At 61.6% G+C, this 16,250-nt stretch carries 8 protein-coding genes; 6 read left to right on the top strand and 2 right to left on the bottom strand.

From position 1 onward, the window contains the following. Nucleotides 1-978 (top strand): LysR family transcriptional regulator, encoded by a 978-nt coding sequence (locus NKI97_RS03085; RefSeq protein ID WP_352832659.1) that lies wholly within the window; start codon nucleotides 1-3, stop codon nucleotides 976-978. Here NKI97_RS03085 and NKI97_RS03080 read toward each other — a convergent pair. Next, entirely contained in the window at nucleotides 951-10,820 is a 9,870-nt protein-coding gene (locus tag NKI97_RS03080; protein WP_352832657.1) for a LysM peptidoglycan-binding domain-containing protein, read from the bottom strand. The two genes, NKI97_RS03085 and NKI97_RS03080, sit on opposite strands and share 28 nt — an antisense overlap. Nucleotides 10,821-10,896: 76 nt before the next feature. Further along, nucleotides 10,897-11,772, bottom strand: a complete 876-nt coding sequence (locus tag NKI97_RS03075; RefSeq protein ID WP_352449139.1) for a MurR/RpiR family transcriptional regulator — start codon at nucleotides 11,770-11,772, stop codon at nucleotides 10,897-10,899. Between the two features lie 194 nt (nucleotides 11,773-11,966). Here NKI97_RS03075 and NKI97_RS03070 point away from each other — a divergent pair, with 194 nt between their 5' ends. The 5 genes from NKI97_RS03070 to sctV all read left to right on the top strand — a co-directional run bounded on the left by NKI97_RS03070 (nucleotide 11,967) and on the right by sctV (nucleotide 16,210). Then, a complete protein-coding gene (locus tag NKI97_RS03070) occupies nucleotides 11,967-12,152 on the top strand; it encodes a hypothetical protein (protein WP_126056235.1) in 186 nt (61 codons plus the stop codon). Between the two features lie 123 nt (nucleotides 12,153-12,275). After that, complete coding sequence (locus tag NKI97_RS03065; RefSeq protein WP_352749238.1) at nucleotides 12,276-13,280, top strand: SctD/MshK family protein; 1,005 nt, start codon at nucleotides 12,276-12,278, stop codon at nucleotides 13,278-13,280. Further along, on the top strand, nucleotides 13,277-13,708 hold the full coding sequence (locus tag NKI97_RS03060) for a hypothetical protein (RefSeq protein ID WP_352449141.1): 432 nt from the start codon (nucleotides 13,277-13,279) through the stop codon (nucleotides 13,706-13,708). The genes NKI97_RS03065 and NKI97_RS03060 overlap by 4 nt, the downstream gene beginning before the upstream one ends. 25 nt (nucleotides 13,709-13,733) lie before the next feature. Next, nucleotides 13,734-14,045, top strand: a complete 312-nt coding sequence (locus NKI97_RS03055) for a tetratricopeptide repeat protein (RefSeq protein ID WP_352449142.1) — start codon at nucleotides 13,734-13,736, stop codon at nucleotides 14,043-14,045. Further along, entirely contained in the window at nucleotides 14,042-16,210 is a 2,169-nt protein-coding gene (gene sctV, locus NKI97_RS03050) for a type III secretion system export apparatus subunit SctV (protein WP_352832653.1), read from the top strand. Before NKI97_RS03055 ends, sctV begins: the two co-directional genes overlap by 4 nt. The last annotated feature ends 40 nt before the right edge of the window (nucleotides 16,211-16,250 follow it).

Below are 16,250 nucleotides of genomic sequence, written 5' to 3'. Positions count from 1 at the left end.
GTGATCCCTTTCAACATCAAGCAGCTCGAAACCTTTCTACTGGTGGCGACTTTCGGAAGCTTTCGAAAGGCTGCCGAACGCCTGAACACCACGCAGCCCGCAGTATCCAACCGAATTGCCGGGCTGGAAGAAGCGCTAGGTGCCAAGCTGTTCGAGCGGCAGAGCGGCAATGTCAGGCTGACAGCCCAGGGGCAACGGCTTCTGCCGTCTGCTCAACGGGTCCTGCGGGTAGCGGAACGGCTGCAACTGACGGCCAGCTCGCTTTCGGAGACGGCAGGGGTGCTTAGGCTCGGGGTTGCCGAAACGATCGTTCACACCTGGCTACCGGATTTCCTCCGGGAGCTGCAAGCAAACTATCCGCTTGTCGATACCGATATCGTCGTTGATGCGACGACCACCCTTCGCAACGAACTCATGTCGCACCGACTCGATATTGCGGTGCTGATGGGCCCAATTCTGGAACACAGCATCGAGAACATCGAGATGCCGTCCTTTCCGCTCGTGTGGGTCTGCTCGCCGCACCTGAAACTGCCTTCGCGGCGCAAGCTGACGCTGACTGATCTGATGCAATTCCCAATCATCAGCTATGCGCGGACCACCAGACCCTACAGCGAACTTTACCGCAAGCTGACCGGCGAACTGGAAGAGACGCCGCGTATCTTTCCCGCTAATTCGCTGGCCGCTTCCATCAAAATGACACTCAATGGTATCGGCATCGCCTCTCTCCCTGAGGAAGTCGTCCAGGACTATACCGCAAGCGGTAAACTGCGCATTGTCGACTGCGAATGGCACCCGTCCGACTTGCAGTTTACCGCCTCCTATTCTTCCGAACCATCCAATCCGATAGCGGAGCGGGCGGCAAAGCTGGCCGCCTCCGTAGCAAACGCCTATGCCGCGAGAACCGGCAAGGCGCAGGACCCAACGGACGACAGGCTTGGCCCCGCGGTTTCTCAGCCGGTCGAGGTGACCGGCAGATAGATACGGTCGCCTGAGAAGATCAGGTCCGGGCTCAGGATATGATCCATGTTGAGCACAACCGTGTCCGCCACATCCGCAGAATGGGTCTTGGCGATCAGGCGAATGCTGTCGCCGTCCTTGACCTCGACCCACTGATAGCCGTCTTTCTCCAGCGTTGGGTTCGTGCGGCCCTCAGGGTTGCTGCTGCCCTCGGCATGAGCCTCGACATAGTCGCCGGAAACCCAGCCGCTATGCGTTTCGCCGTCCGGTCCGAAACCTTGGACAGGTATCCAGGTCTCCCCTGACGGATCGGCCGACGGCTTCGCGGTCTGTTGGACGAATGTGCCGGATTGCAGAACGGTTCCCACGGTCGAATCCCCGTCGGGCCGGGTCCGCAAATTCAGGCCATCATCGGTGACCACGACCAGTTGCGGGAAATCTTCCACCGGGGTCTGCGGCCCACCTGGAACATCCGAAGGATCATCGGGTTGCTGGGACGAGGCATCGCCATCCGGTTTTTTCGGATCGGGTGGAGGGGGCGTCTTCGCGCCCTCCCAAGGCTCCGCGAGCAGGGCGTCCAGCGAGAAGAGAAGCATTCCAACGCCGAAGGTGATGCCCAGAGTCCACCGATCCCATGCAGCCCATCTCTTGTCGGACTTTTCCGCCGCCGCGATATCAGCATCGGTTCGCGGCACTGAACGGCGATTCATCCGGTCCGTCCTTATGGCCGACGCCCAGAATTCCGCGCAGCCGAAGGTGAACATGGTGCCGGCGACTGTGGCGATCGGCGCCGGCCAGGAGTGCACCGTATAGACGGCGCAGCCAAGCACATAGCCGGGTCCAGCCAGATATTCGGCCAGGTTTCGGATCACCGGTCTGCCGGTGAACGACTGCAGCATCGACTTCGTGCCATAGACGATGTTGCCGAGCGTGAACGTGCTGTTGACGACAAGATCCTTACCCTGGATCATCCCGGTCGCGGCACCTGGCGCTGCGGCAATGAATGTGGCTCCGCCGAGCGCGTTGAGGAATCGCCCGAACGGCTTGTGACTTGCGGTTGCGTTGGGGAAGAGCGCCTGGGCGCCGAAAACTATGCCTCGCACGCCAAATGCCACCGATCCGGCGGTTGCGGTCCAGGTTGGCGGCAACGAACTCCACAACATGTAGGAGGTGGTCGACATGCCGCCAAAGGTGGCGAGCGCCTGAGCGTTTTCCCGCATCCTGGCATGGCTGAGGGCCAGATCGACGCTGGTGCCCTGATCCGGCGTCATCGCCTTTTTATGGGTCGCCCGATAGGTCGTTATCTGCAGCACGGAAAGCGCGTTTGTTTGCTCCGTCGACATCCAGGCAAACTGCTTGGGCGTGAACTTGCGCAACTGGCCGGGGCTTAGCTCGCCAAGCTGCTTCGGCGTCAGCGCCGCTATCTGTTGCTTCGTCAGCGCCTCGATCTGATGAATGGTCAGAGCGCCAAGCTGCTCCCGCATAAGCGCCGAGATGTGGTCCGGCGACAGCTTTGCCGTTGTCGCGGGATCGCGTGCTGCGACGAGATCAGGGTCCAACGCCGCGAACTGGGTCGCATCGAGATGGCCGAATTGGGCAGGTCTCATGGCGGCGACTTGTTCCGACGTAAGCGCATTGCGCTGCTCATCACTGAGCTTGGCGATCTGGTCGGGTGTCAGCTTGCGCACTTGCTCAATGGTCAAGGCAGCAAGCTGCTCGGGTGAAAAGGCAGCGACCTGATCCGGTCGCAAACCGCTGATACGGCCAGGGGCAACGGCCTGCAATCTGCTTGGCCTGATCGCCTGGAGCTGTTCGGCACTCAGCGCCCGCAACTGCTTCGGTCGAAGCGCCGCAAGTTGATCAAACGTCAGCTGCCCGATCTGCTCGGGGCTCAGTGCAGCAACCTGCTCGGGCGCCAGCTTGGCGATGTGCTCCGGCTTGATGGCGTGCAATTGCGTGCCGGTCAGTTCGGAAATCTGATCGGCTGAAAGCGCCCTGACCTCCGGCCCGGTCGGCGCCCGCACCGGTTCCGCATATCCTGGTTCCGCGGCGGAGCTCACCGGAAGCTCAAGGCTGACGATCTTTCCGCTGGCAGGGTCAAAAACCGCCCTGCCCCGGTCGGGCGCCGGCGGCCATGTAGCGGCTGTCGGCGTTTCGGCAGCAATATTCACCGCCTGCGGCGTTTCGCCAGTCACAGCCGGGGCTTCGTTGCTGACCACCTCGGCCACTGGGGGCGGCGGCGCTTCGGTCGGCGCTGGCGTATTGACATCCCAGAACTCGTCGGCCGGCCGCAAGATGACCTGCGGGCGTTTTTGTGTCGAGGTGCCGGGCGCGACGGCATCTTCATTGCGCGTGAACTCACCGACGAAATTCCCGTCCGGATCCATCGTCCGCCAGCCATAGACCTCGCTCCATGGTATGCTGCCGTCGATTGCGGTCTCGTCTACGCGGGCCATCCTGTCGCCGACGGGTCGGCCCATTGCCTCGAATTCAGTCGGGACGTGGAGGCGCGGTCTGCTCGGATTCAGCGTGTAGAGATAAGTGTAACCTTGCTGCCGCGCGGCTCGTGACTCTTCCGAAACGAAAGCCTTGGCTCCCGAGATCGACTGGCTCGTGCCGACGAAACGGCCATGGGTATTGCCCATGACATAGCTGCTCAGGGCGATGCCTTGCGGATTGTCCACCCAGATTCCTGTCGGGGGCGGTGGCGAGAAGCCTCCCGCGTCCCTAATCTCGGTTGGCGAGCGGGTATCGGCCCGGAACACAAACGGGCCGACATTGCCGCGCAAGGGTCTTGTAGGGTCGCCCGCGCCTTCGACAGGCTGATTGCCCTCATCGGGATGCCCAAGGCTCCCCGGCACATGGTCGTCGGAAGCACCACGTATCCATGGCAGAACATAGGGCTCTCCGGTTTCCGGATCCCGGAACAGGATATGCGATCTATGCACCAACTCCGGTTCGTCGCCATGCGCCCTGGACCCGTCGGCCGGCGGCACATAGATGTTCTCCACACTCTTCGGCAGCGGCCCGTAGCGGGTTGCCGTCACGGACTGCCCGTTCTCGTCCCTTATCTGGATAGGTCCGCTCCTACGGCTACCCACTTGCGAGGAGAGGAACGTCAGCACGCCATCGGCAACGTTCTGGCGCATGAAGCCGCCATCGACGATTGACGGGCCGAATTCCGTCCGGAATTGCTCTATCGCCGCGCGCTGGTCGGGTCTCGCCTTCTTTTCCAGTTGGCCGAGGAACTGCTCCAGGGAGGCCTTGCCACCCTTCGGAATGGCTGTCGCCGCGCCGTCACGCGAGGTTTCTAAGGCATGAGCAAGCCAGGCCGGGACCGTCAGCGTTTCATTCTGTCCATCGGCTCGATCGAAGGTCAGCGTCGCTGTTTCATCCTTGGCGATTGAAGGAGCGACCTTGGCAGCCTTGGACTTGTACTGGATTCTCACTTCAGCACTGAAAGCCACCGCCCCGGCAGGCAGAGGAGGTGTCGACAGTGAAAGCGTGTAGCGTGTCGCCGGCGTGCCGTGCGAACCGTACAGGTTCTGATAGATGTTGCCGGCGCTCGGCATATAACGGGGCTGCGGCGTCTCGTCGGGACTGAAGCGCGCCGGCAGCCACGACTGTACCGTCGATTTCACCTTATAGGCCGCGGAAGTTATCGTCCGGTCGGGATTGAAACCCAGCACACCGGGAAGCCTGTTGCGGTCGTTGAAGATGATGTCGACCAGCATCGCCTCGGGATTGACGACGCGTGCCTTCTCACCGGTCAGCAAAACGATGTCTGCCGTGGGCGCCTTGCCCGGTACGGCCGAAAGCCGCAACCCGCTTAGCGTCGGTTCATCAACAAACGAAACTGTGTTCGACGGATCGATCTGACCAGATTTGACGAGGTCGCGGATCGACCGGATGCCATCACCCTGTCCGATCGCTGCGATGAGTTCGGACGCCTTCGCCGGATCCTCGACCGCGAACTGGATCTTCAGGCTTGTCGAGCCGAGAGCGGACTGGATCTGGTCGTAGGTCTGCTTCGACACGATGTCACCCGGCTGGAGCGTGTCCTTGACGGGCACTTCCGGGCGCTTCTCGAAGCCGACGCGTGGCATCTGGTCGACCGCCCCGACATGATTGGCCACGATCGGCAGCCGCAGTCCGACCTTTGTTTCGGTCATGACACGGTCGAACGGAAGCGCACCTTCCAGCTTGACGTGGCCAGCGCTGTTTTCCGCCGGCACGCCAAGGAAATCGTGCTGGCCGGGGGCGAGCGTGACCTCCTCGCCCTTGAGCGAAGGCGTATAGGTCATCTCGATCACGGTGCCTTCGCCGTCTGGCGTCACGCCGACGATGGCAGCATCCAGCGGCTTGGCGTTGTAGCCAGTCGCATCGCTGAATATCGCCTTGGTTGCCGCCGCCGAAAGATCGCTGCTGCGAACCGGGAAAGCCGTCTGATTGGACACCGGCCAGACACCGGCCTGAAGGCCGGTGATGTTCCTGTATTCCCGTGCCCGGTAGGATACGACGCCTTGAGTGCCGAGCGCATCCGTGAATGGTGTCAGGCCGCGCTGGCTGATGCTGTCGACGACCGACCACCCGATCATGCCGACATCGGTCTTTGTCCCAATACCGAAGCCCACGGCCGCGATCGTCGGCGAGCCGATGTCGAAGCCCTGGCCCGTATTTAAGCGCGTCCGGAATGTGACGCCGATGCGGAAGTCGGGCAGTATGTCGCGGAGCGGCGTGCGCGGTATCTGAACGCCATCCGGGCCGTAGCGCTCGGCCAACTCGCGGTTCGAATAATAGCTCTTTTCTGCCTCGTATCGCGCTACAAGCTGCTCGACGCTCAGCCCGTCAAGATAGGCTGAGGGAGTCTTGGTATCCTTGCCACTGGTGTAGATGTACCCGCTTGTGTCGGGTTCCGGCATGCCGGTGAAGCTGCGCGTCTCCGGATCCCAGACGAGGCGCATCGAGTCGTCTTTTCCTGCCGGCTTGTTCGGCACAATGATGGGATTGCTATCAGCGGGAGGCGGTGAATTGCGCCCGGTCGACCCATGCGGATTGCGGCCCGGCAGCATCGTCGGACCGTCACCGCTGGCGTCGCTGGTCTTGATCACTTCTCCCGGTATCACAGGATGGTTGGGATCCTGGAAGACCCGCTCCCCCGTCGGCCTGTAAACGCCGTCGGCGCCAATTTCATAGACATTCATCGGACGTCCGGAGGGGCCGGGTTCCAGCGCCGGAGGCGACTGCCGTGGTCCTCTGCCGTCGGACCAGGGCGGCGGCTGGTGCGGTCCGCCGCTGCCCGGTGGCTGGTTGGCGCCGGGACCATTGGCGCTTGCCTGCGTGCCCGTTCCAGGTCGCAGTGTCCGCAGACCGTGAATGCCGAGGCCCGTGCCGGCAATGCCGGTGCCAAGGCCCGTAAGCGCGTTGGCAAGCTGAAGACCGTTCATCTGGTCTCCGTTGACGGCGAGATCGTAGGCCGATGTCGCCAGCAAAGGTGCACCGACAATCACGGAGCCGACATCCGCTCCCCACGCCAGCTTGTTCAGGCCGGCGGTCGACTGCATGTAGGTTCGGGTTTCGAGCGCCAGGGGCGAGCTGGACCGTGTTGCGCCTATGCTGCCACGGAAGGCCTGCAGGGCCGTCATTTCCTTTCCCGCCAATCCGGCGGCCGTCATTTCCCTTCCTGCTAATCCAATGGTGCGCAGACCGCTGGAAGCCATCGGCAGAACCGTGGTTGCCACGCTGGCGACATTCATCAGCGACTCGGTATCGTCCCACTCGCCGCCATGTTCCAGATGGTTGACCTGGTTTATGACCGCTCGGGTGCCGAGATAGGCAGCGCCCGTATAGGCCAAGGGTGCTGCAATCGGCGCGGCCGGCGTGAACGACAGAATGGTGGCTATACCCGTCCCGATGCCAACCAGCGGATCGACGACCTTGTCCCAAGCAGAAACATTGCGCGACTTGACGACTTCCAGTTCGATCCTGCCGTCATCGCCGGCCTTCATCTCCAGACCCTTGGGGACGACGAGCTTGCCATCTTCGCCGAACTGGTTGTTGTTGTCCTGGAAATCTCCGAGGTCGTCGAACTTTTTGCCGGTCACATCGACATAGCGAGTGTTGCCGTCTCCGTCACGCACAGCAAACAGCGCGACCTGCTGTGTCCCGACCTCATCGTCAACATAGAAAATCGGCACGCTGCGCACATAAGGATTGTCGCCGCCGATGTCGCGGATCTCTTCCGTCACATTCTCGATCGCCTCGCGACCTTCCTCGGTCGAACGATCTATGCCGAGCGTTCTGGCGACCGTCTCCTCAAGGACCGTGCCGCGCTGTTCACGGAACTCGTTGTCGTAGCCGCTGTCGAGCAGTTGCTGGAACTTCGGCTGATAGATGCCGTCAAGCGTCTGCTGCTCATGCTCGTCTAGATAGGTCTTATCCACCGTGCTGTTGCGGTCAACCAGCAACGAGGGATCGCTGGACCGAAGCTCATGATAGTCGCTGAAGCCTTGCACCAGCCCGCGCAGCTCCTCGGCCTGCGTTATCTGAAGCCTTGTCGCGTCCAGCTTGAGTTTGGCGACCGCTAGTTCGGGATCAACCCAGCGTCCACTGGCATCGTAATCTTTTGTATCCAGGTCGATCCAGACTGCCTTCCCGCTCTGGGTCAACGCATCGATCCCTATCTCGTTGTATGTCTGGGCAACCTCCGGCGCCACCTTGATTGTCTGTCCGCCGACGTTGATCTCGACAGGCTGCACGCCATTGGGCAGGGTGCCTTCAGGAGCATCGACTGTTCCTGGCCCGTGCTCCGTCAACGCATTGTTGAAGTTGGTCTGCAGCGTTGACAGCTCGGAGTTCAGGTCTTCAATGCTGTCGCCGAGCTGCCGATCCAGGACATCGTTGAGATTCTGCGCCGCCTGCGCCTCGCTGGCCCTCACCGCTTCCAGGCCATTTGCCGTGCACACCGGCCCGGTGGAACTGCTGCCGCCCAAAAGCTGCTGCCAGTCCTTGTTGAGTTGCCGATCGCGGTACTCATCCCTGACGTTCGTTTCGCTCAGATTGTAGGTGAGCTGCTGCTCGGTCGTGCCCTCTTCGAACTGGTTGACCACCCACAGCTGGCCGTCGCGGACCTCAAGTCTTTGCGATTGGAAGAGACCCAGATAATCGCCACTGACCCTTTGATGTTTCTTTCCCTGTTCGAACAGAAACTGGTGCTCGCTATTATATTCGGCGAGCAGTCTCTGCTCGAGGTCCGTCTGCTGCGCACCCACTTGCGTGGCATCGGCATGGGCGTTGAAGTAGCTTTGATAGGCTTCCGCCAATTCGAGCTGATTGCCTGCTGTCGTCTGCAGCGCCTTGAGGTCCTGATATTCCTTCGAGTCGGTCGGAATGCCGTCAAGCTCGGCTTGCCCCACCAGGAAGTCGATGGTGAGCTTGTCGCCCTTGCTCAGATGCAGGCCGACTTCGGAGAACAGCTGATCGACAGCCGCATGATCCGCGAGGCCTTGCGCGTACTGCGTTTGCCGATTGGGACCTGGCTGCCCTTGCGCGGATGCAACGTCTGCATTGGGATCAATCAGCGGGGCTAGTTCGCTCTGCTGGGTGATGGCGTCGGCGAGAATGCGCCCGGCAGTCTCATATTCGCCACGGGCATCCTGCGCGTTCTGCAGCAAGGTGTTGGCCTTGGTAAGCCGCTCCTGCGCATCGGCAAGCGTGCCTTCCGGTTTCTGCGGGGTCCATTGCAGACCATGGGGTGCCAACGCCTCGTTTATAACTGTCTGCGCCCCATCAACAGCATCCTTGTAGGCGGAGTCGAGCATATAGACGTTGAACTGTTCCTGCCGCTGACCGGCCAGAGCTCGCGTCTCTGTAATTTGGGACAGCGCGATGTTCTCAGCAATGATGGCCTGGGCCACCTCGGGATCGACCCAGGTCCAGACGCCATCGATCTTCATCGGCGTCCACTTTCCGCCGGAGGGTGCATTACCCTGCGGCGGATCGCCGAATGGATTGACAACCCTGTTCTCACCGTCCAGCTCGGGCGTGGCGACGGTACCTAGACCATATCTCTCGATCAGGTCCTGTTTGTTTTGTCCGGCTTCTTCTGCCGCGTCGATGAGACTGGGCAAGGCTTCACCCGCCAGCAGCCCTTCGACGAAGGTCTTTACGACCTCGCCCTCTTTTGCCTCCGTGGCATCACTGCTGTTGGGGTTCACCGCCAACAGCGTCCTGGCCAACGCCTCCTGCGTACTTCCTGCTTCGATCTTCAGGTCGGTCCCGGTGGTGTTGTTGTGCAGCGTCATGCTGCCATCAGGGCTCGTGGTCAGCGTATAACCGTTGAAGGTGACTTCCACGGTCGTGCGGGTACCGTTTTCGATGGTAACCTTTTCGCCCGGGTGAATGATGTCGGGGTCACGAGGGGAATTGAAGAGCTCGGGGTTCGTTCTCCTCAGATCGTCCAGCGACACGCCATATTGCTGCGCTATCAGGGTCAGGTTGTCGCCTGGCTTGACCTCGTACTCGACGGGCTCGCCGCCATTGATCTCCTCGGTAGTCGTTGTCGTCACCCGACCGTTCTTGTCGGTGACGATCGTGGTTTCAGTTCCGGCCTTCGGATCGACCATTGTGGTTGTGGTCTCGCCCGTTTCGGTGTTGCGAACACTGTTGCGCGTCCTGCCGTTCCCGTCCTCCGACACCGTCGTTTCCTTGCCGTCAGACGTCGTCACGACGGTGCGCTCGTCATGCTGGTAGTCGTGATAGTAGACGGTCTTGTCGCCGGTGTGCGGATCGACGACTTCAACCGACTGCACGTCACCATTGTCGCTCGTCGGTTCGCGCGTCGTGACCCGATAGCCGGCGGCCTGCAGCTCGGCGATCACCTGCTCGTTGGTCAGACCCCTTTCCTGCGCGATTTGCTCGATGCTCTTGCCGTCCGCGAGATCATCCTTGATGCCCTGGGTGGGTGCCCCGCCCGGATCCTGAGATGCAGCGAGGACGGTCTTGCGACCATCTGGACCGTTGACGGTGGTGACCGGCAAGGCCGGCCCGTTCCCGGGTGTAGCGGTTTCCACCGAAGCGCCGTTCGGCAAGGTGGTCCGCTCGGTGACGGTTCCGGTGCGCAGATCGTCTTCGTAACGCGTCGTGATGGCACCGGTGTCGGGATCATAGCTGCTGGTTTCCTTGCGCCCGAGCCCATCCCGGATCGGCGTAGTGGTTGCCGTGCCGTTGGGTTGCTCCACGCTCGTGTAGTAGCTGTCGTGCTGGTAGTCGTAATATTGCGTGATGGTGCGGCCGCTGGCATCCGTGATCTTCGTCGTCAGCACGTCGCCATTGCCGCTCGGGTCAGCGGTCGAAACGGTCATCCCGCCGGACCTGAGCGCGGCGATAACCTGTTCGCGCGTCACGCCCCGGGCAGATGCAATCTGGTCGATGCTTTTGCCGCCGGTAACGTCGCTGACAATGTTGCGCGCAGCCGTCGCTTCCGCGCCGTTGTCTTCGGGCGTGCTGCCATCCAGTTTCACCGGTGTCGCGGCCAGCGCGAGATCGGTCTGCGTGTAGAGAGCCGGCGTCACCGTCCTGCCATTGACGGATGTGCCGTTGCTGGCGTTTACGACGTTGACACTCGGCGCTGCCGAAGCCGCAACCGGCGGCGACTGAAGCGAATCCAGTTGCGTGCTCACATGGGCCAGTTCCTGGCGGGCCTGTGCCGCCCAATCACGCTCGCCCATCCTGTTGGCAAGCCTGATCTGCTCCCGCAGCTTGGCAGCCTGGGCCTCCAGCCGCGCTATCTGCGCGGCGTTTGCCTTGGCATTGACCTTTTGCGGCTGGACCGGCGGCTTGGTGGGCGTTATCGGGCGAACCATGAGGAAGATCTCCGGAAATTAACGTTGCCGGCAGCCTGGCTGCCGTCACGCCCGCCCGATCGCAACCTTTCGGATGTTATCGAGGGGGCTTCCAATAAATGCCGAAAGCAGCAAGCTGCTCTTCCGACTGTTTTACCCGTTCTGCGGCGTTCGTTTCAGACTGCGCTGCCGCCAGCGCCGCCAGAATCTCGACGGCGGCGAACGCCGGCGCCATGCTTCGGAAGAACGACTGCGAATTTGACGTAACGATAATTGTTTCCCGCGCGATCTGTGTCAGCGGCGATACGCTGCTGTCGGTGATCGCCACCACGCCGATGCCCTGCCGAGCCGACTGGCGCGCAACGTCGATCGTCGTGCGCTCGTAGGGCGATAGGCCCACCGCAAGAAGTACCGCGCCGCGTCCCGCGTGCTGGAGGGCATCCAGGCCCGGTCCGGCCATCTCGCCGACAAGCGTCACCTTGCAGTCGGTGCCAGCCAGCAAGGACATGATGTGAACGAAGTGGCTCGCGACCGGATAGGCGGCGCGCGAGCCGACAGCGAACAGATCGCGTGACCGGGCGAGCAGACCGGCTGCCGCGATGAACTGCATGGCGTTGCCGTATTCGCCAAGGCTTGAGATCTGGGCGGCGAGCGTGTCGGCAACGACGCCGGCAGTCGAATATCCCGGATCGCCATGCTGTCCGATACCCTGTCGCGCCGGCTCGCCCGCGATGGTCTCGCGCAGCGCGCGCGCATAAAGGCTGCGCATATCTTCGTAGCCTTCAAGGCCAATCCATCGCGCCAGCCGCATCATCGTGCTGTGCGAAACGCCGGCCTGGTGCGCCTGCTCGCGCATCGACATCAGCGCGACATCCTTGGGATGATCCAGCACGAAACGTGCGGCGACCCGTAACTGCGGTGGCATAGTCTCGAACCGTTCGACCAAAAGCTCGGCCAAAGGACCTTTTTCCATTCTGAAACCCCATTCACCCACCTGCCAAGGTACTCCTTGAACACAGGCGACGCAACAGTTGGAACCGAAGTGTCTCAAATATTCCAACTGGACTTTCATTTTCGGCCATGCTGCCTTAAGCTGCCTTCGCAACCCTCCGGACTGCAGCGATGTGAGTCCGGAGTTTGCAACTTGGATAGTCCCTCAAGGAGACAATGATGGCTGCTACCCCTCCCATTACCTCCGGCTCAGCAGGGTCGCCGGAACAGAACCTGGACAAGATGATCAAGCACCAGGAGCGCATGTTTGGCCTGGAGATCACGAAAGAGATCGCGAAATCCCAGCATGACATGCTGATGAGCACCGCCAGGACGCTCGGCCAGTCGGCTGAAAAGGCCTAAGGCGGCGGATTCCCGAACCATGCGCCGCCGCAAGCACCCGGCGGCGTACTTTGCACGGCGCAATTTTTTCAGCGCCGTCATCAGGCCGCATTTGAAATGGTCATCGGCGGGAGATGAAGTGGCATGACCGCTCGTCCTATCACCAAACATCTGGAACCAGCAGCGCCGGCGCGCCGACTCGGATCGATCATCGCCCCCTCTCCGGAAACCGGACATTCCATTGCGCTGAGCGTGACCCACGGATTTCACGCCGGCGCCGAAGTCAGTCTGGTCGAGCCACAATATACGATCGGCTCCAGCACTGAGTCGGACATTGTCCTGCGCGATGCCGGCATCGCACCGATTCACGCAAGGCTGCGGCGCAAGGGCAGCCAAGTTGAAATCGAAGCCGTCGGCGGCGATGTCACGTTGGCCACGGGCGAGACCATCCATGAGGGACATGGCAGCCGCTGCAGGCTGCCGCTCACCATAAGTGTTGGCGAGGCGCGCATCAAGCTGGTCAGCCTGCAACGCGTACCCAATCGATGGTCCTTTGCCAATCGCCCGCTGCTGGTCGCGAGCAGCGTTCTCTGTGCGGTTCTCGCAATTTCCGTTGCCGCGAACGGGTTTTCTTTCGCCAAGCAAGAGATTGGCGCAAAGGCGTCCTCTCAAGACGGGCAACCAGTCAGAGTGGCTTTCGTCGGCCAGGCAGGGGAAAAAATCCTGGACGATTCATCGCCAGCGCAAATCCACACTGCCGCCGAAGCGGAAAGCCAGCTCAAGCTGCGCCTCGAGCAATCCGGCATAAGCACATTAACGGTTCTGCAATCGGAGGGACGCCTCGTGGTCTCGGGTATGATCCCGAATGACAAGAGTGATGTCTGGGCACAAACGCAATCCTGGTTCGATCAGTCGTTCGGCGCTTACCTTCCCCTCATCTCAAACGTCATGGTTGGCAATGCGCAGCAGGCCCCGCGCCTGAGGCTGCAGGCGATCTGGTATGGCGAGCGGCCCTACGTCATCGCAGCCGATGGGGCGCGCTATCACGAAGGTGCATTCACCGATGACGGCTGGGCCGTCAAACACATCGGCGAAACCGAACTTTTCCTGACCAAGGGCGGCGCCACGGTCGCGCTGAAATATCCGTGAACCGGCGGCTTGAAGCGGCACGATTCGACACGGCACGGGTTGACACGGCGGGCCGCGAGGGGCGGCAGGCGGAAGGTGTGCGGGGCCAGGCCATCAGCCGGCGGCGGATGAATGGGGTCGACAAAGCAGCAAACCGTGCTCAGGGGACGAAATCAGCCGCCGGTGCAGAAAGGCCGGAAACGGCGGAATTCCAGGCTTCTCAAGGTGCGGCCGGCGAGTCGCTCGACGAGATACTCGCCAATTTCGTCATGCCCAATATTCCCGAACCAGCCATCCTGCGTCGCTCCGTGCCTATTCTCCAGCATCTTGTAACGCACCTGGTCCCAAGCCTGGAGGGCGGGGAGCAACTCAAGACGCTCGCCAGAACGCTGATGGAGGATGAAATCGAGCGTCATCGCGATCTGCTTGGTCGCATGCAGGAAGGATAGAACTCTGACCGAGCCGCGTGACACCGTGCATCTTTTGCATGTCCTAGGCTATCTCTACGGGTGTCACGGGCAGGCAAAGCGGGGCGCGGCCTACCTGCTTATTGCTGCACAGCTCTCGCCGGGAAATGCCGGCGTCCTCAGAACGTTGGCGCACCTTCTCATACTCGATGGCGAGGCGGAAAAGGCGCTTGCCACGATTGCCAGGCTGGAGACCTTGGAAGGAATGGATCACCCGGTGCTTACATTGCTGAAGAGCCGCGCCTTGCTCGTGGCGGGGCGCAAGACGGAGGCGCGCAGTGCCTTGCTTAACTTCCTGTCGCAACGAGGCGTCGGATGACCGTCTCGGAACGACTGATGCAATTTCTTGCCAGGCTGTCACGCCGCAGCGATCTGGTCATTGCCATCCTGATGCTCGTCGCGGTGGTGATGATGCTCATTCCATTGCCGACGTTTCTCGTCGACATTCTCATCACCGCAAACATCGCCATCAGCGTGCTTATCCTGCTGGCCTCGTTCTACGTTTCTCATCCACTCCAGTTTTCGTCACTGCCGTCGGTCATCCTCATCGCCACTTTGTTCCGGCTGGCGATCACGATCACGACCACGCGACTCATCCTGCTCCAGGCCGACGCAGGCGAGATCATTACCGCCTTCGGCACCTTCGTCGTCGGTGGCAGCATTGCGGTGGGCCTCGTCATCTTCCTGATCATCACTGTTGCGCAGTTCATCGTTGTTGCGCGGGGTGCCGAACGCGTCGCCGAGGTGGCCGCGCGCTTCACGCTCGATGCGCTGCCGGGCAAGCAGATGAGCATCGATGCCGAGTTGCGCAACGGCGACATCGATCAGGCGGAGGCACGCCACCTGCGCCAGCAGCTGGAGCGCGAGAGCCAGCTGTTTGGCGCAATGGATGGCGCCATGAAATTCGTCAAGGGGGACGTGATCGCAGGCATTGTGATCATTCTGGTCAACCTGATCGGTGGTTTCGCAGTCGGTACGCTGCAGCACGATATGTCGATCGGCGACGCGGCTGCGACCTACACGCTGCTCACCGTGGGCGACGGCCTGGTGGCGCAGATACCTGCACTGCTCGTCGCTGTGGCCGCCGGCACAATGGTGACGCGCGTCGGCAGCGCGGACGGAACGGGCGATCTTGGCCGGCAAATAACCAGCCAGCTGCTGCGCGACTCCCGCGCGCTCGCGCTCGCCGCGGTGATCATGGTCGGCCTTGCCATGGTGCCAGGCTTCCCCTCCATCGCCTTCCTAGTCCTTGGTGCCTGCTGCGGAGCCGGCGCCTATGCAATCAATCGCCGCACCGCCCAGGAATCCGAGCCTCAAGACATCGGCCATATCGCCGCGCCTGCACAGCGGGGGAATTCCGCGTCGCTTTCGGCAATCTCCACCGCAACACTGTCTCCGTCCTACCGCGTCGTCGTGCGCTTCGGAACCGAGCTCGGACGCTTGGTCCCGGAGCTCGAATTTGCCGCGCTCGCCGACGGCGTGCGCCGCGACCTCTTCGGTGATCTCGGTGTCGACGTTCCGGCCATCGGTATGCAGGTCGACGAGATGCTTTCGCCACGAAGCGTCCGTGTCGATCTGGAAGGTGCGCCCATCTTGGATGCCGAAATTCGTGCCAACCGTGTTCTTGTCGAAGCGGACACGACGCATCTCGATCTGCTCGAAATACCCTACGAAAAAGGTTCTCCGATTGCCGGTCAGCGCAAATTCGTGTGGGCCAATGACAGCCACCTGTCGGCATTGAAGGAGGCCGGCTTCGTCTTCTCAACGCCGGTGCAAACAGCGGCCAAATGGACCGGCAATGCACTTCGTCTATATGCCGGCCATTTCGTCGGGATTCAGGAGACACGCAGGCTGCTCTCGGACATGGAACCGGACTATGCCGATCTGGTCAGGCAGGCGCAGGAGATCGTGCCGCTCCAGAAGATCGCGGAAGTGCTTCGCCGGCTCGTCGGCGAAAACGTGCCGATCCGCAATCTGCGCCTTATCCTCGAGGCCCTGATCGAATGGGGACAACGCGAACAGGACGTCGTCTTGCTGACGGAATATGTCCGCACATCCTTGAAGCGTCAGATCAGCTTCCGCTGCGCCGGCCGCAACAACATCATCGCCGCCTATGTGCTGCAGCGGTCGGCCGAGGATATCCTGCGAAACGCAGTGCAAAGCACATCGACCGGCACCTTCCTGAACCTTTCGGACGATGATGCGCAGGCTTTGATCACCGAAATAGAGCGAGCCCTGTCGCAGAACACCACCGACGTCTCGCCGGTCGTCCTCGCCGCGATGGATGTGCGCCGTCACATGCGCAGCCTGCTCACACACAATGCCATCGAGCTTCCGGTTCTGTCCTTCCAGGAGCTCGCACAGGAATTCAATGTCCAGCCGCTGGCCACGATCGCCGGCCGCTCCGGCAAAGCCAGCGCGCGCATCGTCTCCCAGCCGCTCCCGTCGGCTCAGGCGAAAGCCGCGCAGGAGGCACCCTCCTGACGCCAGCCGGACGGATGGGGACATCGGGGATTCAGGAGAG

Source organism: Mesorhizobium sp. M0296 (assembly GCF_040321675.1).
In the GTDB taxonomy this organism is placed as follows: domain Bacteria; phylum Pseudomonadota; class Alphaproteobacteria; order Rhizobiales; family Rhizobiaceae; genus Mesorhizobium.
This window is presented reverse-complemented; position numbering and strand designations above follow the sequence as displayed.